Source organism: Armatimonadota bacterium (assembly GCA_018268395.1).
GTDB lineage: Bacteria > Armatimonadota > Fimbriimonadia > Fimbriimonadales > Fimbriimonadaceae > JAEURO01.
On sequence record JAFDWQ010000010.1, the window covers coordinates 126110 to 148462 of the forward strand.

22 protein-coding genes are annotated in these 22353 nt (G+C 63.7%); 16 read left to right on the plus strand and 6 right to left on the minus strand.

What is annotated here, in order from left to right:
- Positions 1-17 precede the first annotated feature (17 nt).
- Genes JST30_16070 through yjfF form a run of 4 tightly spaced genes read left to right on the plus strand, consistent with a single transcriptional unit; the run spans position 18 to position 5903 of the window.
- Entirely contained in the window at positions 18-2453 is a 2436-nt protein-coding gene (locus JST30_16070; GenBank protein ID MBS1715844.1) for an alpha-L-arabinofuranosidase, read from the plus strand.
- Entirely contained in the window at positions 2450-3940 is a 1491-nt protein-coding gene (locus JST30_16075; protein ID MBS1715845.1) for a sugar ABC transporter ATP-binding protein, read from the plus strand. Before JST30_16070 ends, JST30_16075 begins: the two co-directional genes overlap by 4 nt.
- Complete coding sequence (locus JST30_16080) at positions 3937-4938, plus strand: ABC transporter permease (protein MBS1715846.1); 1002 nt, start codon at positions 3937-3939, stop codon at positions 4936-4938. The genes JST30_16075 and JST30_16080 overlap by 4 nt, the downstream gene beginning before the upstream one ends.
- A 32-nt stretch (positions 4939-4970) precedes the next feature.
- Complete coding sequence (yjfF, locus tag JST30_16085) at positions 4971-5903, plus strand: sugar ABC transporter permease YjfF (GenBank protein ID MBS1715847.1); 933 nt, start codon at positions 4971-4973, stop codon at positions 5901-5903.
- Here the strand turns inward: yjfF and JST30_16090 are convergent.
- Entirely contained in the window at positions 5900-6523 is a 624-nt protein-coding gene (locus JST30_16090) for an ankyrin repeat domain-containing protein (protein MBS1715848.1), read from the minus strand. The two genes, yjfF and JST30_16090, sit on opposite strands and share 4 nt — an antisense overlap.
- Before the next feature lie 45 nt (positions 6524-6568).
- Here JST30_16090 and JST30_16095 point away from each other — a divergent pair, with 45 nt between their 5' ends.
- The 5 genes from JST30_16095 to JST30_16115 all read left to right on the plus strand — a co-directional run bounded on the left by JST30_16095 (position 6569) and on the right by JST30_16115 (position 9740).
- Complete coding sequence (locus tag JST30_16095) at positions 6569-7477, plus strand: RluA family pseudouridine synthase (GenBank protein ID MBS1715849.1); 909 nt, start codon at positions 6569-6571, stop codon at positions 7475-7477.
- A complete protein-coding gene (gene radC / locus JST30_16100) occupies positions 7468-8154 on the plus strand; it encodes a DNA repair protein RadC (GenBank protein ID MBS1715850.1) in 687 nt (228 codons plus the stop codon). The genes JST30_16095 and radC overlap by 10 nt, the downstream gene beginning before the upstream one ends.
- Before the next feature lie 36 nt (positions 8155-8190).
- Positions 8191-8823, plus strand: a complete 633-nt coding sequence (locus JST30_16105) for a haloacid dehalogenase (GenBank protein MBS1715851.1) — start codon at positions 8191-8193, stop codon at positions 8821-8823.
- An 84-nt stretch (positions 8824-8907) separates the two neighbouring features.
- A complete protein-coding gene (locus JST30_16110; protein MBS1715852.1) occupies positions 8908-9315 on the plus strand; it encodes a response regulator in 408 nt (135 codons plus the stop codon).
- A 47-nt stretch (positions 9316-9362) separates the two neighbouring features.
- Positions 9363-9740, plus strand: coding sequence for a hypothetical protein (locus JST30_16115; GenBank protein MBS1715853.1), 378 nt, complete (start codon positions 9363-9365; stop codon positions 9738-9740).
- A 1-nt stretch (position 9741) separates the two neighbouring features.
- Here JST30_16115 and JST30_16120 read toward each other — a convergent pair whose 3' ends face one another.
- The gene (locus JST30_16120) at positions 9742-11004 is read right to left on the minus strand and encodes an aminoacetone oxidase family FAD-binding enzyme (protein ID MBS1715854.1); all 1263 of its coding nucleotides are present in this window, start codon (positions 11002-11004) and stop codon (positions 9742-9744) included.
- Between the two features lie 48 nt (positions 11005-11052).
- Here JST30_16120 and JST30_16125 point away from each other — a divergent pair, with 48 nt between their 5' ends.
- From JST30_16125 to JST30_16140, 4 genes are all read left to right on the plus strand, one after another.
- The gene (locus tag JST30_16125) at positions 11053-11649 is read left to right on the plus strand and encodes a hypothetical protein (GenBank protein ID MBS1715855.1); all 597 of its coding nucleotides are present in this window, start codon (positions 11053-11055) and stop codon (positions 11647-11649) included.
- A 14-nt stretch (positions 11650-11663) separates the two neighbouring features.
- Entirely contained in the window at positions 11664-12260 is a 597-nt protein-coding gene (locus JST30_16130) for a GNAT family N-acetyltransferase (protein MBS1715856.1), read from the plus strand.
- A 189-nt stretch (positions 12261-12449) separates the two neighbouring features.
- Positions 12450-13883: a replicative DNA helicase gene (gene dnaB / locus JST30_16135; protein MBS1715857.1), complete on the plus strand. Its 1434-nt coding sequence runs from the start codon at positions 12450-12452 to the stop codon at positions 13881-13883.
- 39 nt (positions 13884-13922) lie between these two features.
- The gene (locus JST30_16140) at positions 13923-15398 is read left to right on the plus strand and encodes a DASS family sodium-coupled anion symporter (protein ID MBS1715858.1); all 1476 of its coding nucleotides are present in this window, start codon (positions 13923-13925) and stop codon (positions 15396-15398) included.
- Here JST30_16140 and JST30_16145 read toward each other — a convergent pair.
- Entirely contained in the window at positions 15395-15877 is a 483-nt protein-coding gene (locus JST30_16145) for a DinB family protein (protein MBS1715859.1), read from the minus strand. The genes JST30_16140 and JST30_16145 overlap by 4 nt on opposite strands.
- Positions 15878-15945: 68 nt before the next feature.
- Between JST30_16145 and JST30_16150 the strand changes: the two genes are divergently transcribed.
- Positions 15946-17397 carry a proteasome accessory factor PafA2 family protein gene (locus JST30_16150; protein MBS1715860.1) on the plus strand — a complete coding sequence of 484 codons (1452 nt, stop codon included), beginning with the start codon at positions 15946-15948 and terminating at the stop codon, positions 17395-17397.
- Positions 17398-17455: 58 nt separating this feature from the next.
- Here the strand turns inward: JST30_16150 and JST30_16155 are convergent, their stop codons facing one another.
- The 3 genes from JST30_16155 to folB all read right to left on the minus strand — a co-directional run bounded on the left by JST30_16155 (position 17456) and on the right by folB (position 20821).
- Complete coding sequence (locus tag JST30_16155; protein MBS1715861.1) at positions 17456-19366, minus strand: hypothetical protein; 1911 nt, start codon at positions 19364-19366, stop codon at positions 17456-17458.
- A 146-nt stretch (positions 19367-19512) separates the two neighbouring features.
- Positions 19513-20466, minus strand: a complete 954-nt coding sequence (ispH, locus tag JST30_16160) for a 4-hydroxy-3-methylbut-2-enyl diphosphate reductase (protein MBS1715862.1) — start codon at positions 20464-20466, stop codon at positions 19513-19515.
- On the minus strand, positions 20456-20821 hold the full coding sequence (gene folB / locus JST30_16165) for a dihydroneopterin aldolase (GenBank protein ID MBS1715863.1): 366 nt from the start codon (positions 20819-20821) through the stop codon (positions 20456-20458). The genes ispH and folB overlap by 11 nt, the downstream gene beginning before the upstream one ends.
- 177 nt (positions 20822-20998) lie before the next feature.
- Between folB and nusA the strand changes: the two genes are divergently transcribed.
- Positions 20999-22090, plus strand: coding sequence for a transcription termination/antitermination protein NusA (gene nusA / locus JST30_16170; protein ID MBS1715864.1), 1092 nt, complete (start codon positions 20999-21001; stop codon positions 22088-22090).
- 19 nt (positions 22091-22109) lie between these two features.
- Positions 22110-22334: a YlxR family protein gene (locus JST30_16175; GenBank protein ID MBS1715865.1), complete on the plus strand. Its 225-nt coding sequence runs from the start codon at positions 22110-22112 to the stop codon at positions 22332-22334.
- Positions 22335-22353 lie beyond the last annotated feature (19 nt).

Sequence of the window (22353 nt, forward strand, 5' to 3'; positions counted from 1 at the left end):
ACGGGTGGTGGACAAGCATGGTGGCGGCTTTAGTGTGGGCGTTGGCGATCGTGGTCGGAGACGGAGGCTCCAATGGCCCGGGTTCCGGGTCAGAGATTCGTGTTCCAGAACGGTCCGGACTGAAGTCCGGGATCCAGCGGACTGAAGTCCGCGCTCCGACAGAGGCCACCATCGTCGTCCATTGCGACCGGCCGACGGTGGACGTGAGCCCGCGGCTTTACGGGATCTTCTTCGAAGAGATCAATCATGCGGGCGACGGAGGACTGTACGCGGAGATGGTCCGGAACAGGTCGTTCGCCGAAGGTGAAGGTGCGGCGTTTTGGAGAGCAGACAGAGGTGGCAAGATCGAGACTTCGACCTCATCGGAAAGACATGCCGGAGAGACGTTCCTTTCATTGGTCGGACCTGTCGGTGCAGGTCTCGTCAACGACGGCTATTGGGGAATGTCGCTGCAACGCGGTACGCGATACAGGCTGCGCTACAAGGGCTTTAGCTCTGGTTCGACGATCGTGTTCAACCTGGAAAATCAGGCCGGCGAGGTCTTGGCGACGCACAAAGTCGAGTTTGGCGACGCGATCAAGTCCGAAGAGGTGACGCTAGTGCCTCTGAGGTCAACCGGGACAGGTCGTCTAGTCGTCCGCATAGCCAAGGGTCCGCACTTCGTGCTCGACCTGGTTTCGCTAACGCCAGAATCTGGCTGGAAAGGACGGGCCCATGGCCTCCGCAACGACCTCGCCCGAATGCTCGACGGCTTGAAACCGGCTTTCGTCCGCTTTCCAGGAGGCTGTTGGGTCGAAGGGGACACGATGGCGACGGCCATGCGCTGGAAGGAGACGATCGGGAGCATCTGGGAACGACGGTCGCTCCCGAACCTTTGGGGCTACACGTCGACCAACGGCCTCGGCTTCCACGAATACCTCCAGATGTGCGAAGACCTCGGCGCCGAGCCGTTGTTCGTGATCAACTGCGGGATGTCGCACAAGGAGAACGTGCCGCTGGAGAAAATGGGCGAGTTCGTCCAAGACGCCCTGGATGCGATCGAGTACGCGAACGGCCCGGTGACGAGCACCTGGGGCGCCAAGCGGGCTGCAGCCGGCCATCCGAAGCCGTTCCACTTGCGGCTCATGGAGATCGGGAACGAGAACGGCGGCAAGGCCTATGCCGAGCGATACCCGCTGTTCGTGAAGGCGATCAAGGCGAAGCACCCTGAGGTGCAGTTGATCGCGAACGTCTGGGGCGGATATCCAAAGGACGCCCCGGTCGACATCATCGACGAGCACTACTACAACAATCCGGCCTTCTTTTTCGAGAACGCGGACCGGTACGACAGTTATGACCGGAAAGGACCGAAGGTGTACGTCGGCGAGTACGCCGTCACCCAAGGTTGCGGGCAAGGGAACTTGATCGCCGCCGTCGCCGAGGCCGCGTTCATGACGGGGATGGAGCGCAATTCGGACCACGTGGTCATGTCCTCGTACGCGCCGCTCTTCGCCAATGTGAACGCGAAGGCGTGGAACCCCGACCTCATCAATTTCGATTCGGGCCGTGCGTATGGGACCCCGTCTTTTTACGTGCAAAAGCTGTTCGCGTCGAACCGGCCCGATCACGTGTTGAAGGCGGACGTCCCGGAGGTGGTCTCCGAGGCCAAGGCTTTTCCCCCGGGAGGGTTCGGGGTCGGGACGTGGGCCACTCAAGCGGAGTTCAAAGATATCAAGGTCGTCCAAGACGGATCGGACGTCTTCGAAAGCCGCGACGGTGAAGGGCTGACCGACGAGTCAGGGACATGGGCGGTCCGTGACGGGCTCCTCAAGCAGACATCGGGAGTGGACGGAGCGCGCAGGTTCGCGGGCCACGCCGATGCCAAAACGACGGCCGTCACTTTGAAGGCGAGGAAGACCGGAGGAGCCGAGGGGTTTTTGATCACCGTCGGCCGACAAGGCGACAAGGACTACCTGTGGTGGAACATCGGCGGCTGGGGCAACACGCAGCACGCGATCGAGCATTCCGTGGGCGGAGCGAAGGCGTTGGTGGGTCGACCTGTCTCAGGCTCGGTCGAGACGGGCAGGTGGTACGACATCAAGGTCGAATACGGGCCCGAAAGGATCCGGTGCTGGCTCGACGGTCGGTTGGTGCACGACGAGAAGCCGGTGCAGACGAAGGTGTTGTTCGCGACGGCCGGCCGGAAGGACAGTGACGGCACGGTGATCGTCAAGGCCGTGAACGGGGGTTCCAAAGCGCTCGATACGGACGTCGTGTTCGAGGGGGTCGGAGCGGTGGTGTCGTGCGAGGGCGAGGTCTTGACTTCGCGTCGTCCGATAGACGAGAACACGTTGGAGCGGCCGAACCTCGTCTCACCGAAGAAGGTCAAGGCGACCGTAGCGGGCGGACGATTGAGCGTGACGCTGCCGGCCTGCTCGGTGACGGTGTTGCGGTGTCGCGTGAAGGCCCGATGACTTACGTCCTCGACATGCAGGGGATCGTCAAGCAGTTCCCGGGCGTCCGGGCGCTCGACGACGTCTCGTTTTCGGTCATGCCGGGCGAAGTGCACGCCCTCATGGGTGAAAACGGGGCGGGGAAGAGCACGTTGATCAAGGTCATGACGGGCGTCGAACGCACGGACGCCGGGCGGATCGTCCTGGACGGCCGCGAGGTGTCGTTCCGCACGCCGCTCGAAGCGGTCGAAGCCGGAATCAGCACCGTCTACCAGGAGGTGAACCTGGCAACGAACCTGTCGGTGATGGAGAACGTCGTGCTCGGTCGAGAGGCCAGGGGAGCGTTCGGGATCAAGTGGGGCGACGCCCGTCGACGCGCAGAGCATGCCCTGGGCAGACTAGGACTGGACTTGGACGTCCGGCAGAACCTGGGCGGCTGTTCGATCGCGGTCCGTCAGCTCGTCCTCATCGCTAGGGCGTTGGACGTTCGCTGCAAAGTCCTCGTGTTGGACGAACCGACGTCCAGCCTGGACAAGGACGAAGTGTCCCAACTCTTCGGAGTCTTGCGGCGGCTCAAGGACGAAGGATTGGGCATCGTCTTCGTCACCCACTTTCTCGATCAGGTCTATCAACTCGCCGACCGGACGACGGTGTTGAGGAACGGTAAGGTCGCGGGCACGGGCACGGTCGAAGAGATCGACCGTCGGCGGCTCGTGACTATGATGATCGGCCGCGACATTCCGGCCGAGGCGCGTCGGCCTAGCGGTGTCGCAGAGAAGGGGGGACCGCTCCTCAGTGCGAAGGGCCTTGGCAAGAAGCGTGCGGTCACCGGAGTCGACATCGACGTCGCGGCCGGAGAGGTGGTCGGCCTAGCGGGTCTGCTCGGATCGGGCCGTACCGAGACGCTGAACCTGTTGTTCGGTGCGGACCGGTCCGATTCCGGTTCCGTCCGGATCCGGGGAAGGGCGGCGAAGCCAGGCGTGCGGAGATCGGTCCGAGCCGGGATCGGACTGTGTCCCGAGGACCGGAAAGACCAGGCGGTGTTCGCAGGACTGTCGGTCCGTGAGAACATGTTGGTCGTGCTCCAAGGGCGGCGTGGTTGGTGGCGGAAGATCGGCGCACGGGAAGGCCGCGCGGCGGTCGACCGCTACTTCCGCGACCTCGACGTCAGTGCGCCGAACCCCGACGTCCGGATCGAAAACTTGAGCGGAGGCAACCAGCAGAAGGTCGTCCTGTCGCGTTGGTTGGCTTCCGATCCCGCCGTCCTCTTGCTTGACGAACCGACCCGGGGCATCGACGTCGGAACGAAATTCGAGATTGCGGGACTCGTCGAACGGTTGCGCGGCCATGGAATGGGGTTCGTGTTCGTCTCGTCCGAACTCGAAGAAGTCCTTCGGTCCTGTACGAAGGTCTGTGTCTTCCGGGACCGGGCGATGGTGGGCGAGCTTTCGGGCGCGTCGTTGAACGAGCAGTCCGTGCAGAGCATGATTGCCGAGGCCCCGCGTTGAAGCGGCCTGCTTTCATCTGGCCGTTAGGGGCTCTCGTCTTAGTGCTTCTCTTCAATCTGGTCTTGACGCCTGGGTTCTTCGCGCTGAAGGTACAGGACGGCCGACTGTTCGGAAGCACCATCGACGTCTTGAACCGATCCGTCCCTGTCGGACTATTGGCGCTCGGGATGACGCTGGTCATCGCGACGGCGGGGGTCGACCTATCGGTGGGCGCGGTCATGGCGATCACCGGATCCGTCGTGGCGAGCCTCGTGGCCCGGCCGGACGGGAGCCTGCTCAACGGCGTGCCGACGGGCGGCCATGTCCCGGCGGTCTTGCTCACCGGTTTGGCGGCGGCGGTCGTCTGCGGCCTCTTCAACGGGCTGCTCGTGGCCGTGTTCCGGCTTCAGCCGATCGTCGCGACCTTGCTTTTGATGGTCGCTGGGCGCGGCGTCGCGCAGTTGATCACGAACGGACAGATCGTGACCTTTGAAAACCAGGCCGTACAATCGCTCGGTAGCGGGGCCTGGCTCGGACTGCCCGTGCCGTTGTGGATCTTCCTAGCGGCGTTCGGGGTCTTCGCGGTCCTCAGCCGGGGGACCGCGCTCGGGCTGTTCATCGAAGCCGTAGGGAGCAACCCCGTGGCGGCCCGGTTGTCCGGACTGTCGGTGAGCGGAATCCGGACGACGGTCTACGCGCTGAGCGGGCTCTGCGCCGGCGTCGCGGGACTGATCACGACGGCGGACGTCAAAGCGGCCGACGCGAACAACGCCGGCTTGTACCTCGAACTGGACGCGATCCTTGCCGTCGCGATCGGTGGTACGGCCATGGCGGGGGGACGCTTTTCCCTGATCGGGACCGTGATCGGCGTCGTCCTGATGCAGGCCGTCTCGACGACGGTGTTCACAAGGGGCGTGCCCCCGGAGGCGACCCTCGTTCTGAAGGCCGTCATCGTCGTCGCCGTTTGCCTCCTCCAGTCGGAGGCGTTTCGCCAGAAGTCCGTCCGGAGGACGGCTTGAGGCGCTGGTTCAGCCAAGACCGGTTGCCGGTGATGGCGACGACGGTCGTCCTCTTGGTCCTTTACTTCGGGGCGCGACAGCTTTACCCCGGCTTCGGCACTCCGCGCGTTTTCGGCAACTTCATCGCGGACAACGCGTTCCTCGGCGTCATCGCCGTCGGGCTGACGTTCGTGATCCTGACCGGCGGCATCGACCTCTCGGTCGGCTCGTTGTTGGGGTTCACCAGCATCCTGGTCGCGACGATGGTGCAAAAGGGGCACGTCCATCCGGTCGTGGCCGTGTCGGCGGCCCTGGCCCTTGGGACGGCGGTCGGCTGCGCCCACGGGATCCTTGTTCAAAAGTTCAAGATGGCGCCGTTCCTCGTGACGCTCGCCGGGCTGTTCGTCTGCCGTGGGTTAGGGTTGTGGACGAGCAAGGAGTCGATCCAGATCAAGCATCCCGCGTTCGAAGCGGTTTCAGACTGGTCGCTCAAGCTCGGAGAGGCCAAGATGCCGGTCGGCTCGATCGTCTTCCTCGCTGTCGTTGCGATCGGGATTTTCGTCGCGAAGCAGACCCGGTTCGGACGGACGGTCATGGCGACCGGCGGCGGCGAGCAGTCGGCGGTCTTGATGGGGCTTCCCGTCGCCCAGGCGAAAGTCGGGGTGTACGCGGTCAGCGGGTTCTGTTCGGCGTTGGGAGGCGTCCTGTTCACGGTCTATACAGGTAGCGGGAACGCGGTGTCCGGTACCGGTCTCGAGCTGGACGCGATCGCTGCCGTCGTCATTGGCGGCACCCTGTTGAGCGGAGGGTACGGTTCCGTGTTCGGATCGTTTCTCGGCGTCTTGATCTTGGCCGTCATCCAGACGGCGATCACCTTCCAGGGCACGTTGAGTTCTTGGTGGACGAAGATCGTCATCGGCGTCCTGCTCATGTTCTTCCTTCTGATGCAGAAGGCCATCGAAAGAGGCGTCAAAGGGCGCGCTTAGAGCGCCGACAGGTCGAGGCCCGCTTCCAGTGCGAAGTCGGCGGCCGACCTGCCTTCGTCGTTCTTCAACCGACTGTCAGCTCCGTACCGGAGCAACAACGCCACGCAGTCAGAGTCTCCGTTCTGAGCGGCGGCCATCAGCGCCGTATAGCCTCCTTGTTGTCGAGCGTCGGCCGTCGCCCCAGCCTCTAGGAGAGCCTCGACCGCCCCGGAGTTCCTTCCGAAGACCGCAGCGTGCAAGGGTGCGACCCCGCCGAGGCTGACGGACCGGGCCTCAGGGTCGGCACCCCAAGCGAGCAAAGTCCGAACGGTCTCGGGAGGCGCAAAAGCCGAAGCCAAGCAAAGGGCCGTGAACCCGTCGGACGAGGGTTCGTCAATACACGAGGAGTCCGGCCGGAACCGATCGTCGAGCGTGCCCGCCGCAGCAGCGGAATAGACGTCGCACACCCCGCCGTTGGAGACGAGCCAAGCGGCCAACTCCCGTCGACCGTGGTAGACCGCCACTTGAAGAGCGGTCGCGCCTTGCTCGTCGCGGGCCGTCACCAGCTCGGGACGTTCCGCAGCGAGGGACGCCACTTGACCGACGTCGCCCGAACGGACCGCGTCCCAGAAGGCCAGCATGCCTCAGGATTATGGGCCGTGCGCCGCGGTGGTACAACCATCGATGTGAAACTCGTGGCCGAGGGGCCGGAACGCCTGGACAAGTTCCTGGCCAGGTCATTGCCCGGTCACACTCGCTCCCGGCTTCAGCGTCTTATCTCTGAGGGCCTTGTGACCGTGCAAGGGGAGACGGCTTCGAAGGCGGGCCTCGAACTGCGGGAGGGCTGGACGGTAGAGTTGGGCGACGTCCCGGAAACGCCGCCGCACGACCTTGAACCCGTCGCGATGCCGCTCGATGTCGTCTATGAGGACGACGACCTTTTGATCCTGAACAAGCCACGGGGCCTGATGACGCACCCTGCCCCGTCGTCGAAGTCTCCGTCCCTTGTGAACGCCCTCTTGGCCCGGTCGCACTCGCTCAGCCAAGGATCGGCGCCGTATCGACCAGGGATCGTCCACAGGCTCGATAAAGACACGACGGGCCTGATGGTCGTCGCCAAAACGGACGCGGCCCATGCGGGACTGGCCCGGCAGATCGCGGACCGGACGGCCGTACGGGTCTATCTTGCCGTCGTCCGGGGCGATCCGTTGGAGGACCGGTTCACGATCGAGGCGAACCTCGGCCGGCATCCGACGAGACCGTTGCTCATGGCCGTCCGGACACAAGGGAAGCGAGCGGTGACCCATGTCCGCGTCCTCAAACGGACGGGCGAATCGTCGTTGGTGGCGTGCAAGTTGGACACGGGCCGGACGCACCAGATCCGGGTGCACCTGGCCAGTTGCCACATGCCGGTCTTCGGCGACGCCCTGTACTCGTCGAAGGACATGCCGACCGGTCCTTTGCAGTTGCACGCCGTCCTTCTTTCGGTGACGCAGCCTACGACCGGGAAGCGGATCACGGTGACGTGCGCGCCGCCGGCCGAGTTCATGATCCCGGCCGAGTTCAACGAGGAGGTGCTTTTGAATTGGACCTAGAGCGGACGACGGCTTGGGAACGCGTCCAGTACGCCGGGTTCGGCGGGGCGACCGTCACCGATCTCCTGACGTTGATGGTGACGCGCGAAGAGAGGGACCTGGAACGGAACGAACCGGTCGTGCTCCAGTACTTCAGGTACCACACGATGCCTCGTCTGAAAGACCTGAGCCACGAAGAACTGTCTTCGGCGGGAGGACTCGAGCCTTTCGAGTCGGCCCGGATTTTGGCCGCCATCGAACTCGGGCGCCGGTCGGCGGCGGCGGGTATGGGCGAGAGACGGTCGGCCGTCACCCGGCACGAAGAGGCGTACCGTCTGTTCGCGCACTTGAGCGGACAGGAAAAGGAGCATTTTTGTGCGGCCTTTTTCGATTCGAAAGGGAAGCCGATCGGACAAAAGGTCATCCACATCGGGACGTTGAACATGAGCGTGGTCGGGGCGAGGGAAGTGTTCCGGGAGGCGGTCCGGCACAACGCTTCGAGCGTGATCGTGGCCCACAACCACCCGAGCGGAGACCCGGAGCCGAGTCCAGAGGACGTACGCGTCACCAAGGCGCTCAAAGAGGCGGGCGCCCTTCTCGACATTCCCCTCCACGACCATCTCGTCATCGGATATCCGACCGAAGAGGGCGACCCGGCGGAGCGATATGTCTCGTTGAGCGACCGAGGACTGCTTTAGGACAGGTATCGTTCGGTCGATGGGCAAGGGGGAACTTTGACCCGGATCGACGGTGAGGACCGTGGACTCGCGTCCGTCCGGCAACGGATGGACGGCATGCACCAAGTGCGCGAGCAGGCGCTCAGGCACTGCCGCTCGATGATCCAGACATCGGCGAAGTGCATCCGGCACGTCCACAGGCGCCAGTTCGCCGAAGCCGCCGACCTTTTGGCCGAGGCCCGGTTGACGTCGGCGGCGGCGCGTTCCGAAATGGAGGATTTTCCCGAACTGATGTACGCGGGCTACCTCCAGGACGCCGAAAAGGAGCTCGTCGAGGCGACCGTCCTGCTGGCATGGGTCGGGCCCGATCCGACCGTGGACGATGGACTTGCCTCGTCGGTCGGCCCGACGTCGTACTTGAACGGCTTGGGGGAGGCGGCGTCAGAGTGCCGCCGCTACGTCCTGGACGAAACGAGGAAAGGCGATCAGGCCGAGGCGGAGCGCCTTCTGGGTCGGATGGAGGCCGTTTACGACGGACTGATCACGTTCGACTATCCGGACGCGTTGACAGGCGGATTGAGGCGGACGTGCGACGCGTTGCGGGCCGTCGTGGAGCGGACCCGTTCGGACCTCACGATGACGAGCGTCCAGCGGGAGCTGATGGAAGAGCTCCGGCACGGCCGGCCGTGACCGGGCGACCATGGTCGGGCACGACCCCCAGGCCTTGTGGTAGCATCCTTGCCGACCTGAACGGTCCCACCAGGTGAAATCTGCATGCCGTCCTTGAAGATCCTCGTTTGTGACGACGAACGCCATATCGTGCGACTGATCCAGGTCAACCTTGAGAAACAGGGATGGCAGGTCGTGACCGCCTACGACGGCAAAGAAGGACTGGAGAAGATCCGGTCGGAGAAGCCCGACCTGTGCGTCCTTGACGTCATGATGCCGTACATGGACGGGTTCGAGGTCCTGAAGTCGTTGCGGCGGGAACCGGAAACGGAAGGCTTGCCCGTCATTATGCTGACGGCCAAGGCCCAAGACAAGGACGTGTTCGAGGGCTATCACTACGGCGCGGACATGTACTTGACCAAGCCGTTCAACCCGGCCGAACTGGTCGCGTTCGTGAAGCGCATCGCCCAGGGCGGGACGAAGTCGGACGGGCCCACCCGCTACGACCTTTAACGCGCCGTGAGCGGATTGGCACACGTCTTGAACGTACGAGCGGCAACATGTTCGGGCTGACCCTCCTTACCGACCTCCTCGGAGAGTTCAACCGAGGAAAGTTCGAGACGGACGAACTGATCCTGACGGCACTGATCCCTTCGATCATCGCGGTCATCGTGTTCTATGCCGGGATGAAGCTCCAGCACCTGGGCAAACCGAAGTTCATCAAGTGGACGGCGGTGGTCGCGTTGCTCGTCGGCGTGTTCCTCGGAATGGAGCCGTTCCGAATGATGTTCTTCGACACCACGTACCAGCAAATGTATCCGGGCGGTGGCAAAACGAAGCTGATGCACGCCGGCGGCGTGATCATGCCGGTCCTGACGCTGATCGGCCTCGCCTTCTGGAGCTGGTGGAACAACCGTCAGCGGTTCGAAGAGCTTTGAGCTAACGGCTTCCGGCGGCCGTCGCGGCCGCAGATTCTCCGGCCACGAAACCCGTCGCAAACGCTGCCTGCAGGTTATAACCTCCCACGGGGCCGACGATGTCGAGGACTTCGCCTGCCAGAAAAAGGCAGGGATGTTTCGTCGACCGCATCGTCTTCGGGTCGACTTCGTCGAGAGCGACGCCACCTGCGACGGCTTCGCCCTTGTCGAGCACGGCGTCCGTCACCCGGCCGATCGTCCAGCCCTTGAGCGTCTCGACCACGCGGTTCAGCTCTTTCTTCGACGCCGATTGGAGCGTGCGGTCGGGATCGACGCCCGCCGTGGCGAAAAGGAGCTGCCGCAGACTCTCGGGGACGCCAGGAGGGCACAGCGAAGCCGTTCGTGCCTGAGGGTTATCGGCGGCCTGCTTCCGTAGTCTCTCGCTGAGGGCTTCAAAGGTCGAGTCAGGGAGCAGGTCGATCTCGAGGGTCACGGGACCCGTCTCCAGCCGCTCGGCGACGTCGCGGCTGATGCCGAGGGCACAAGGCCCGGAGACCCCGTGGTGGGTGAAGAGCACGTCGTCCCGCCATCTGGCGGACTCTTTCGTGCCGCATCGCGCCTTGAGGACGACGTCGCGCAGGGCGACGCCGGGCGGAAAGGGCCAGCCGCCGCCGAGCCGGTCGGCTTCAAGGTCCATCGGGGCCAAAGCGGCCCGGACCGTTACGACGGTGTGACCGAGTGCTCCGGCCCATGCCCAGCCGTCGCCCGTCGTACCGCTTTTGGGATAGCTGCTGCCGCCGGTCGTGACGACGACGGCTTTGGCATGGAAAGGGCCGCCTTCCGCGTCGACCGTCAATCCGGCGCCGTCAGCGCGGACGCCCGTCACCGAAGTCTGGAGGCGGAGGTCGACCGAGCGCTCGGACACGTACGATGCCAGGATGCGGACGACGTCCTTGGCGGTTTGGTCGACGGGGAAGATCCGGCCGTCCGGGCGCGTCATGACACGGAGGCCCCGGTCCGTGAGCATGCGGACGATCTCGGTGTTGGGCAGTCGGTAGCAGGACGGTCGAAGGAACCGCGCTTCCGCGGCCCGGAACGCCTTAAGGACGTCCTCAAGGGGCCCGTCATGGGTGATGTTGCACTTTCCCCCACCAGACATCAGGATCTTCGTGCCGACTCGGACGGTCTTCTCGAGAAGGAGCACGTCGGCACCGTGGCGGGCCGCGTTCCAGGCAGCCATGATGCCGGCTGCGCCCGCTCCGATGACGACGACGTCCCTCTGCACGGAACCAGTATGATAAGGCGTCCGCCGGGAGGACGGGAAAGGTAGAAGATGATGCTGAGTACGTTGGCGCTGACGTCCATGGTCCTCGTACAGAAGAGTCCGGAGCCCGTGACCTACATGGTTTCGACCACGGTCTACGCCCTGAAGGTCGGCCCCAAGATCGCTGGGCTCTACGAGGTGCCGGCCGGAAAGTCGGGCACGTTCAGCATCCACGGGGCCACGGCGACCCAAGTCCAGCGGCTCGAACGGTACGTGAAGGCGAAAACGGGGCGCGTCACGGCTCAGCACTCGATGCGGACGTTGAGCGGGTACGAAGGTGTCATCTCGAAGTCGGTTAGTGGGGGAGATCCGGACCGGCTGACGATCCTTGTCAAGTTGTCACCGGACAAGGACCGGACGGCGATCGATCTGACGGCCTCGGACGGCGTGCCCGAATGGGACGGACCTGAGGGTCTCAGTCCGAAGGCGAGACGTGTGAAGGTCGTCGGCAGCAGTTGGACCGACCGGACGAACGGATTCCTCGAGCCAGGCCAGTCCGTCATCGTCGGCCACTACCGGGAGGAAGCCGGGTGGCAGGTCGCGGTCGTTTCGGTCAAAATCGAACCGTCGCGGTTGCGCTTGTCGGACCGGAAGGACGGCTCCTAGGCGGCAAGCCTGTCATGGCGTGGATCGATCACAGGGCTTTGGAAGGACGTCACGTCCGCCTCGAACCTCTGACTCTGGGGCACGCCGAGGGCCTGTTCCGTGCTGCGGGAGGACCGGACACGTTCCGGTACATGTTGTGGACCCCTGACCCGTGGGGCCCGGCGGGGTTCGAAGAATGGATCCGTAGGCGGCAAGGCGACACGTTTCCGTTTGCGGTCGTGTGGAGAGAATCGGGCGAAACGGTGGGGGCGACGACGTTTCTGGAAGTCGACGAGACCAACAAGGCGCTGGAAGTCGGATACACCTGGTACGGTCCGGCTTGGAGGGGCACGGTCGTCAATCCCGAGGCGAAGTTCTTGCTGCTGAGCGAAGCCTTCGAGAACCTTGGGGCCGTTCGCGTGCAGCTCAAGTGCGACGACAGGAACGAGCGGAGCAAAGCCGGGATCTTGAAACTCGGTGCGAGACCGGAGGGCGTTCTGCGCAACCACCGGATCTTGCCGGACGGACACCGGCGCGCCACCGCCTATTTCAGCGTCCTCCCCGAAGAGTGGCCGGACGTCCGTGGGAAGTTGGTGGAAAGAATCGGCTCATTCGGCCCGGCCGGTCCTTGAGCCTCAATGCCGTGGCAACGTAGACGCATGTCTGTCTGGTAACCTGTGGAGAGTCTGTGAACAGGTCGCCGGACGTCGCCTCCGCGAGCCTGTGTGGAGGGTCGAGACGGCCTTGAGAGGCGTCAGGCCCAAGAGACACGTCTGTACTAGCGCCGCCCACAGGGCCGGCGATTAACATCTTCTGACCCCATGGCCGTATCCCGATTCGCGAGCAACCGTCCGAGCACGATCGAGGAACGCGTCCCGCCCCACAGTGTGGAGGCGGAGATGTGCGCCCTCGGCACGATGGTGCTGAGCGAGCGGGGGGCGGAAGAAGTCCAGGCGATCGTCACGGAAGACGACTTCTACCGGCCGTCTCACAAAGAGATCTTCCGGGCGATGCGACAGTTGTTGCTCTCGGGCAAGGTCATCGACCTGTTGACGCTGTCGCACGAGCTTACGAGTCGGGGCAAGTTGGAAGAGACGGGCGGACTGGAGTACCTCATCCAGATCCAGGAGGCGGTCCCTAGCGCCCACAACGCGGCATATTACGCGCAGATCGTCCAAGACTTGGCGACGTTGAGGAGGTTGGAAGAAGCGGGACGGGAGATCGTCGGGCTGGTCCACGACCCGGACAAAGAACCGGACGACAAGGTCGACGAGGCGGAGGACATGGTCTTCCAGGTCGGTCGGAAGCGGCTCGGGAAGTACTTCTCGCCCGTCAGGAGCCTCGCGAAAGAGTTCTTTAAAGACGTCGACCACTTGCTTGAAACCGGCGAGCCGATCCTGGGGACGCAGTGCGGTTACACGGACCTCGACAATCTGACGACCGGGTTTTACGGGGGCGACTTCGTGATCCTTGCCGCCCGTCCGGCCATGGGCAAGACGTCGCTCGTCATGAACATGGCGATCAACGTCTCCCGGTTGGGGGCGGGCAACGTCGCGGTCTTCAACCTGGAAATGAGCGGGCAGCAGCTCGTCCGAAGAATGATCTCGACGATGGCGAAGGTGCCGATGGGGACGCTGAAGAAGTCGAACCTGTCGACCCACGACTATCAGCGGCTGACGGACGCGTGCGAAGAGCTCTATGAGCTTCCGATCTTCATCGACGACTCTTCGGACGTGTCGCCGATGGAGATGCGAGGGAAGTGTCGCAGGTTGAAAGCCGACGGCGGTCTCGCGCTCGTGATCGTCGACTACCTACAGTTGATGCGAGGTTCGAAGAAGACCGAGAACCGGACCCAAGAAATCAGTGACATCGCCCGGTCGTTGAAGGCGATGGCAAAGGACCTCGACGTCCCGATCATCGCCTTGTCCCAGCTCAACAGAGGCGTCGAATCACGTCCGGACAAGCGGCCGATGCTCAGCGACATCCGGGAATCGGGCTCGATCGAAGCCGAAGCGGACATGGTCATGTTCATCTATCGCGAGGAGTATTACCGCCGCAAGGAGGCCGGGGTCGAGCAGGAATGGAACCCCGACGCGACGGAAGCGACGGAGCTCATCATCGGTAAGCACCGGAACGGCCCCACAGGCACCGTGTTGCTCGGCTTCCAGCCGTCGTACACGAAGTTCACGTTGTTGGACGAAGGGTCGAAGAGCGAGTACTTCCGGATGCTGAAGTCCCGGGGTTCCGACGATTGACGCGGTCTTCGCGCGTCGACCCGGGGACATAATCCGCGGATGAGCCGGCACGACGACGGGCCTCAACACGCGCCCCGGTTCTGGACATTCGGGCTTTCGTGCCTGATCGGGGTCGTCGTCTGGGCGCTGTTGGGAGGATTGGACCCTCGACAGCGGACGGTCGCAGCGGTGTTCGCGTTCACGGTCGCCCTATGGATGACTGAAGCGGTGCCGCTCGCTGTAGCGGCCCTGACGAGCACAATGCTCCTGGTTTTGACAGGCGCGATGTCGGGAAAGGACGCCTTCGGTGCCTATGGCGATCCGATCGTTCTGCTCTTCGTCGGAAGCTTCATTCTGGCGAAGAGCATGGAGGACAGCGGCCTCGACCGTCGGGTGAGCTTTTGGATCCTGAGCCGTGGATGGGCTTCGAAGAACGCCTCCTCGATGCTGCTGACCCTCGGCGGCACAGCCTGCCTGATCAGTCTCTTCGTCAGCAACACGGCAACGACCGCGATGTTGCTTCCGATCGGGATCAACGTCCTCAAGGCGATGAAGCGGGACGAGCGGGGCGACCCCGTCGCGACTTCGGTGCTGTTGATGCTGACATGGGGTTCGAGCATCGCGGTGGGGACGATCATCGGAACCCCTCCGAACGTGATCGGGGTCGGATTGATCAGGGAGGCGACGGGGACGAGCATCAACTTTCTTCAGTGGGCTGTCTTCGGCATGCCGGTCACGGTCGTGATGCTGGCCGTCGCCTGGCTCCAACTCCGAAGGTGGCGGCCGACCGACGTCCCGACCACGGACACCGCCCGGACCGAGGCCCGATCGCATTTCGCCGCCCTCGGACCGATGAGCGGGGCCGAGAAAGTGACTTTGGCCGGGTTCTTGGTGGCCGTCCTCCTTTGGACGGTTCCCGGAATCGTGGAGTATGCGACGGGAATCGGTTCTCCGGTCGCGAAGCTCTGGGCGGCCCGGGTACCAGAAGCGGTTGCGGCCCTGGCGGGCGCCGTCCTTTTGTTCGTCGTGCCGTGTCCGGGGAACAAGCGTCAACGCGCGATGGACTGGCACCGGGCGACGCGCATCGAGTGGGGAACGGTCTTACTCTTCGCGGGCGGATTGGCCCTCGGAAAGGCTGCCTTCGATTCGGGACTGGCGAAGGTCGTGGGCGAGAGTCTGGCCACGACATTGCGGGTCCATGACGTCTGGAGCATCACGGCGTTGACGACGGCTCTCGGAATCGTCGTCAGCGAGCTTGCGAGCAACACCGCGGCGGCGTCGACGGTCGTGCCCGTCGCGATCGCGCTCGCGCAAGGGGCCGGAGTCAGTCCGGTGCCCGCCGCGCTCGGAGCGACGATCGGCTCGAACCTCGGGTTCATGCTGCCGGTCAGCACTCCGCCCAACGCGATCGTCTATAGCTCGGGACTTGTCCCGTCCCGTTCGATGCTCCGTGCGGGCTTGTTGTTCGACGTCATCGGATACGTCGTCACGATGTTGTGCCTTCGAACAATCCTGCCTCCGATGGGTCTCGCTTAAACCCTCTGTAGGAATTCTGCGGACTGACGAAGGTGGTACATATCGTGCCCAAGGACGATCGATGCGAGATGGACGGCATCGACGTCTCCGATGAACTCCCTGTGCGCCGTGCGTCCCCAGGCGTCGGCCGGGAAATCGCGGAGGGCTTGGACGAGCCGGCCGCGCCCCGTACGGTGCCGTTCGAGGTTGGCGACCGGGTCTTGGCCGGAATAGCCCCTTTCCGAGCACAGCACGGCCTCGTCGATGCTCTCCAGCAGCGGGCCGTCTTCTTCCAAGATGCGTTCGAACCGGCGTAGGAACACGTCGTCCCAATCGGCGACGTGCGCGATCATTTCCCTCAAAGTGAACCGTGACGGGTCTGGCCGTGCGTCCCATCGGGGATCGAGCCGATCGAGGCCCCCGAGCAGGCCCGTAAAGACGACGGGGGTGGCGGCGATGCCATTGACAAGATAATCGAGCATTCCGGGGGCGGGCCGCATGGGGACGAGGTTACCGTGGGGCGTCCTGCGCGAACGGGAGGCACCGTTTCATCCGTCAGAATGAGAACATGTCCCATCGCGACGGTGAGAGGATCTTCGGGATCGAGACCGAGTTCGGCACACTCGTCGAGACGGACTGGGGCGATCCGGAGGCGGCGGTCGAGGCCGTCAAAGACCACGTCTTTTACGAACTGAAGCTCGGAGCGATCGACCGTCACGCTCGGGACGAAGTGTTCGAGCCTGCAGAGTCCGGAGGGTTCCTCATGAACGGAGGAAGGCTTTACATCGACGCGGTCGGTTCACACCTCGAGTACGCCACTGCCGAGTGCCGAAAGGTCAGGGACCTGGTGGCCAACGACCGGGCCGGACAGCGGACGATCGTCCGAGCGTTGAGGGAAACGGGACTGTCCGACGTCGTTTCCGTCTACAACAATAGTGTCGACCATTTCGGTGGTCACACGTTCGGGTGCCACGAGAACTATCTCGTCCGGATGGGCGAGGACTTTTTCAGCCACAGGGCGCAACTCCTTTACGCGTTCTTGGTCACGCGCCAGATCTATGCGGGCGTCGGCCGCGTCGGCGGACACTTCTTGGCCGCAGGCGGTCGTCCCCACGCATCGGAGGTGGCGCAAAACCCCATCGACTTCATTTGGGTCTCTCAGGTCTATAACGTCTATCCCGATCCAGACGTCCGGTTCCAGTTGAGCCAGCGGGCCGACCATATCCTCAAGACCATCGCGAGCCGCGTCCGGTTCAACCGGGCGATCATCAACCCCAAGTGGGAGCACTTCTACGCCCATGAAGGGATGCACCGGTTACACGTGTTGTTCGGCGAGTCGAACCAGTGCGAATACGCGTTCGCGTTGAAGGTCGGGGCGACGAGCCTCGTGCTGCGTCTGATCGAAGACGCGGCGGTGCCCGAAGACCTTCAACTGGCCGAGCCATTGATCGCTCTCCGAGACGTGAGCCGCGATCCCGATTACAAGTGGACCGTAACGATGGCGGACGGGAGCCTTTCGACCGCGGTCGAGGTCCAGCGGAGGTATCTGGAACTCGCCGAGCGGTACCGCGACTTCGACTCGGACACGGACTGGACTCTGGACAACTGGGCTCGAACGTTGGACAGCTTGGCGAGCGATCCCTTGTCGCTGGCCGACCGTCTCGACTGGGTCAACAAGCTGAAGGTCGTCGAAGCGTACAGGGAGGACGCGGGTCTGGCGTGGGACGACGACTCGCTCCACAGCGTGGACCTTGAGTACCACAACATCGACCCCTCTCGCGGCTTGTTCTATGCGACGGACACCGTGAAGGTCGTTTCGGAGCCGGACATCGTCGAGGCCCAGACCGAGCCGCCGCAGGACACACGGGCCAAAGGCAGGTCGGAGCGCCTTAAAGAAGTGTTGCGGCGCGCGAACGCGCGGCCTTACGTCTTCGACTGGAGCGGCGTCGCTCTCGACCGAAACGCCTACATCGAAATGCCGGATCCGTTCGAAACGTACTCTTCTGCCGATCAAAAATGACGCGGCGCCCCTGTCCGAAGGACAGGGGCGCCGTAGTCGACCGTGTGACGAGCGCGGGTCAGCGGACCAGGAAGTGGACCTGGTCGAACCGTGCCTGCCATGCGGCGATCGCGACCGGGCCTGTTTTGTTGAACGAGATCTTGGCCGTAATGTTGCCGTTGGCATCGACGTAGTCGGACGCGTTCGTCGTGACCGTATCGAGCGACGTGGAGTCGGTCTGGGTCGCAGCGCCGTTTCCGATCAGGTCGTACTGCCCCGTGTTCTTATTGAGCAGATAGACGTAGCGTCCGAGGTTCGCCGAGTTGACGGCGGTCTCCGCGCTGACGCTGATCGCGGTCGGGTTGGAGACCGTCGACGCGGCGACGAACTTGACTTGGATCGGCGCCTCGCTGGCGTTGGCGACGACGCCCTTTTGGACGCGCAGGTAGCTGTCGTCGGAGAAGTGGACGTCGCTCAGGACGCCGCTGATCAGCGAGCCGCGGATGATGTTGAACGCGGCGATCCGAAGGGAGTCGTTGACCCCGATCTTGACAGGCAAGGACGGGATCCCGACGGCGACGGCTTCGAGCTCGTAGGCGCCCGTCGCGGTCGCATTGTTCAGGATGAAGTTCGTCGAAACGGGCGTCGCACCGGTTTGCACTCCCATCGTGCTGTGGTCGAACGTGCGTGCGTACCAGACCCGTCCGTCGTTGGCGTTCTTGACGCGCACGAGAGGATAGTTCTGGGCCGGATAGGCTTCGTCACCGTAGCTCGCACCGTTGGACACGCCGTTGAGCTGCGTCCCGTTCAGGACGTAGTTGACGCCGCGCTCGAGTTCGGTCGGGACCGACGTGATGGTGGGTCGCCATGCGTTCTGGAACGTGGAGCCGTTCGTGTACAGGTACATGCCCGGGATGCCCTGGCACCAGGCGAGCTCGCCCGTCGGAACGACCAAGAGGTGCCCCTTATACGGAACCGTGCCGCTCGAGTTCGGGGCCGACGTCACCTGGGTGGTCGTGTTGTTGGCCATGCTGTACTCGAAGAAGTACGTGGGCGTTTCGAACGTGCCGCCTCCTGAAGTGACCGGACCCGTGACGTACAGGACGTCGCCGTTCGGAAGCATGGCGGCAGGGGCGTCTTCGGCCCCGATCGTCCGACCGCCGATGTTTGGATTGGTCGGTCCCGCCGTCCACGTTCCGGCGCTTCCGTCGTTGGCGCCCTGGGTGTACAGGTTGGTCTTGTTCGTCCCACCGACGCAGAAGGTCTTGCCGTTCGGCATCAGGATGGCCGGCCCGGTTTCGAACGAACTCGGAAGGACCATGTCGCCAGGCGTGTTGCCCGTGTTGATCCATGTGTTGCTCGACGGGCGGTATTTAGCCGAGCCGGGGTGCCCGACGCAGTGCCACTTGAGGACGGTGCCTTCGGGCAGGGTGATCCAGGTCTCCTCGGTGAGCTGGGCGTTGGGGGCGTTGGCCGTCGGCGTCCAGGTCATGCTCGCCGGATTCAAGACGGCGGTGCGATTGTCAAAGATGTTGGCAAGGAAGAACTTACCGTCCGGGAGCATCGAACAAGGGGCGTCACCGATGTTGCTCCAACCTGCGGGCGGCGCGATCTCCGTCCAGACGTTGGTCATCGGGTTGTAGTACTCGGTCTTGTTCGTCCAGTTGCCGGCGTTGCTGTACTCGCCTCCGGAGACGATGACCCGGCCGTCGGCTAAAACGGCGCAAGCGTAGTAGAGGCGCGTCCAGTGCATGTTGGCGACCTGCGTGAACGTGCCGTTCTTGAAGCTACCGAACTGGTCTGGTTTCCAGAGGTACCAGCCGGTCGTGAACTCGTTGTGGACCAGGATGTTGCCGTCGAGCAACTGGAACATGGTGCTGGGGTTGAACGTCGGCGGGTTCGTCACCGGCGTCCACGTTCCGGCCTGGGCAAAGGCGGTCGTGGCGAGTGCTACGGCCAAAAGGGATTTCAAGCGCTTCTTGGAACTCATGGGGCTACTCCACTCCTGCAGCCGCACAATACGGCTTCGGAACATTCTATACGAAGGCCTCAGGCTCTTAAGCCGGTAATCGTACGAACGAAGTCCGTTCGCCTAGAGTCTTGGCAAAATCTAATGTCTTGAGTCGTCGGGGGAGTTCAAGGCGCGCTCATTGCGAGTCGGACAAGGTCACGTGACGGTCGGAACTCGACCTTTTCTTTGACGGTTTCGACGATTTCGACCTGAGCCTCGGGGCTGGCTTCCAATAGCGCTCCGAGGATCTCTTCGACCAGGGTCTCCGGAGTCGAAGCGCCACTCGTCACGCCGATCGTCCGGTGCTCGAGGGCCCAAGAAGGGTCCAATTCGTCCGGCGACATGATCAGGACGGCCGGCGTCCCGCACGATTCCGCGACTTCGCGGAGCCGGTTGGAGTTCGAGGACGTCGGCGAACCGACGACGACGACCCGGTCGGCGCGTTGGGCCAGCTCTTGGACGGCGGCCTGGCGGTTGGTCGTCGCGTAACAGATGTCTTCCTTGGCGGGCTTCTCGATATGGGGGAACCGTCTGTGGAGCACATCGAGGATGGCCTGGACTTCGGAAACGCTGAGCGTCGTCTGGGTGACGACGGCCAGTCGGTCGTGCGCAGGTAAGACGAGGGCTTCGGCCTCTTGGGGCGTCTGGACCAGGATCATCCGGTCGGGGGCCTCGCCCATCGTGCCTTCGGCCTCGACGTGTCCGGCATGTCCGATGTAGACCATGAGGTAGCCCTTTTCTCCATAGCGGCGGGCTTCGTTGTGGACTTTCGTGACGAGGGGGCAGGTCGCGTCGATGACTTGGAGCCCCTTGACCTGGGCTTGTCGCCTCACTTCGGGGGACACGCCATGGGCGGAGAAGACGACGACCGAGCCGTCGGGGATTTCGGCGACGTCTTCGACGAAGACGACCCCGCGGCGCTCCAGGCTCTTGACGACCCACTCGTTGTGGACGATGGCGTGGCGGACGTAAAGCGGCGTGCCGTGCGCCTTCAGGGCGAGTTCGACCACTTCGATCGCGTAGGCGACCCCGGCGCAAAACCCGCGGGGGGCGGCGAGAAGGATGGTTTCAAGGGGCATGGCGCTCGACGGTCATTGTGACGCCGACCGAGTCGACGACGACGGGCGCGGGGGGCAAAGGCTTCATCGTTCGGACTTCGACCTTCCGGACCAATGGAAAGTCCGCGAGGACGCGGTCGGCGATGGCCCGGGACAGGGCTTCCAGGGTCCGGTACTTCCTTTCCGAGGACGCGTCGAGGGCGGTCTGCGCGAGGCGGATGTAATCGACGGTATCGCGGACGTGGTCGGTCGTCGGGGCCTCGCCTTCGGCCCAGACCGTGAGGTCGAGGGTCAGTCTGTGCCCCAACTCCTGTTCGTTCTCGGAAACGCCGTGATATCCGTAGGCGTGAAGGCCTCTGACGACCACTTCGTACACTGTGCGATTATGGCCCCCGAAGGCCCGCCGTTCGAGGCTGCGTTAGGCCGGAACCGATCCTAGGAACCTTCGCAGGCTGTGATATAATCGGGACAACAACTGGCCACCTTTCGAGAAACCGAGGCGTGCCGCACGGCAGCCTCGGTTTCTTGCCAAAAAGGGGTCACGGAGGAAGCGATGGACATTCTGAACGAACTGAAACAGATCGCGACGGAGCGAGAGATCCCACTCGAAGAGCTCAAGGTCGAACTGGAGCAGGCACTGGCCGTCGCCTATAAGAAGTTCAAAGCGAGCAGCGGCGACGCGATCGTGCGTCTGGACGCGACGAAGAAGAGCGGGGCGGTCGTCGAGAAAGAGGTCGTGGGAGAGGTCCTCGATTTTGCGACGCAGATCGGCGTGGACGCGGCGAGACGGAACAATCCGGACGCCCAGGTCGGCGATTTCGTCGCGATCGAGATCGATCCGAACACGTTCGGCCGTATCGCAGCCCAGACGTTCAAGCAGGTCCTCCAACAGAAGTTGCGCGAGGTCGAACTGCGCCGGGTCCACGAGCAGTTCAGCGACCAGATCGGCGAGGTCGTGAGCGGTCTTGTGGCCCGACGAGAGGAGTCGAACGTGATGATCCAAGTGAACCGTCACGAAGTCGAACTGCCGAAAAGGGAGCAAGTCCCGACGGACGACTATCGTCCGAACGAGCGCATCAAAGTCTATGTCCTGAAGATCGACGAAGGCTTCCGCGGGTTCAAGATCATCGTGAGCCGGTCCCATCCGAACCTGCTCCGTAAACTTGTCGAGCTCGAGGTTCCCGAGGTTTCAGAGGGCATCGTCGAGATCATGAGCGTCGCCCGAGAACCGGGTCAACGGTCAAAGGTCGCGGTGCTGAGCCACGACGAGCGCATCGACGCGGTCGGCGCCTGTGTCGGGCAGCGGGGCGCGCGCATCCAGGCGATCATGGACGAACTGCGGCCCGAAAAGGTCGACGTCGTGCCGTTCAGTGCGGACGCGAAGACGTTCATCATGAACGCACTCAGTCCTGCGAAAGTGAATTCGATCAGGATGGACATGGAGAACCGGAGCGCCTATGTGATCGTTCCGGACACCCAGCTCTCGCTTGCGATCGGCCGTGGGGGCCAAAACGTCCGCCTGGCTGCCCGGTTGACGGAATGGAAGATCGACATCCGATCTGAGGCCCAGGCGGCCGACGAAGCCCGAGAGGCGCGGCAGGCGAAACCCGAAGCCGCCGTCCCCGTCGATGCGAAGCCAGAGTGAGCCGGTACGGACCTGCATCGTGTGCCGGGCGCGACGTCCGGCCGCGGGACTGACGCGCGTCAAGTTTGAGGTCGGTTGGGTGGTGGACGGCCCTGCGAAGGGTCGGGGCGCTTACTGTTGTCCCGCACCCGCGTGTCTTGAAGGCGTGACGAAGAAGGGACGGTTGGCGCGGGCCTTGAAGCGGAACTTCAGTGACGCGGAACTCGCCACCTTGGCCGAGGCCCTCGGCTCCGGACCGGAGTGACCGGTCCGGAGCGGGCCCG

Excerpts from the sequence above, each read along its gene's own strand:
- JST30_16090 (MBS1715848.1), bottom strand. The coding sequence starts at position 6,523 with ATGCTGGCCTTCTGGGACGCGGTCCGTTCGGGCGACGTCGGTCAAGTG.
- JST30_16130 (MBS1715856.1), top strand. The coding sequence starts at position 11,664 with ATGGCGTGGATCGATCACAGGGCTTTGGAAGGACGTCACGTCCGCCTC.
- JST30_16110 (MBS1715852.1), top strand. The coding sequence starts at position 8,908 with ATGCCGTCCTTGAAGATCCTCGTTTGTGACGACGAACGCCATATCGTG.
- JST30_16115 (MBS1715853.1), top strand. The coding sequence starts at position 9,363 with ATGTTCGGGCTGACCCTCCTTACCGACCTCCTCGGAGAGTTCAACCGA.
- nusA (MBS1715864.1), top strand. The coding sequence starts at position 20,999 with ATGGACATTCTGAACGAACTGAAACAGATCGCGACGGAGCGAGAGATC.
- JST30_16155 (MBS1715861.1), bottom strand. The coding sequence starts at position 19,366 with ATGAGTTCCAAGAAGCGCTTGAAATCCCTTTTGGCCGTAGCACTCGCC.
- yjfF (MBS1715847.1), top strand. The coding sequence starts at position 4,971 with ATGGCGACGACGGTCGTCCTCTTGGTCCTTTACTTCGGGGCGCGACAG.
- JST30_16125 (MBS1715855.1), top strand. The coding sequence starts at position 11,053 with ATGATGCTGAGTACGTTGGCGCTGACGTCCATGGTCCTCGTACAGAAG.
- dnaB (MBS1715857.1), top strand. The coding sequence starts at position 12,450 with ATGGCCGTATCCCGATTCGCGAGCAACCGTCCGAGCACGATCGAGGAA.
- ispH (MBS1715862.1), bottom strand. The coding sequence starts at position 20,466 with ATGCCCCTTGAAACCATCCTTCTCGCCGCCCCCCGCGGGTTTTGCGCC.
- JST30_16075 (MBS1715845.1), top strand. The coding sequence starts at position 2,450 with ATGACTTACGTCCTCGACATGCAGGGGATCGTCAAGCAGTTCCCGGGC.
- JST30_16070 (MBS1715844.1), top strand. The coding sequence starts at position 18 with ATGGTGGCGGCTTTAGTGTGGGCGTTGGCGATCGTGGTCGGAGACGGA.
- JST30_16145 (MBS1715859.1), bottom strand. The coding sequence starts at position 15,877 with ATGCGGCCCGCCCCCGGAATGCTCGATTATCTTGTCAATGGCATCGCC.
- JST30_16150 (MBS1715860.1), top strand. The coding sequence starts at position 15,946 with ATGTCCCATCGCGACGGTGAGAGGATCTTCGGGATCGAGACCGAGTTC.
- JST30_16140 (MBS1715858.1), top strand. The coding sequence starts at position 13,923 with ATGAGCCGGCACGACGACGGGCCTCAACACGCGCCCCGGTTCTGGACA.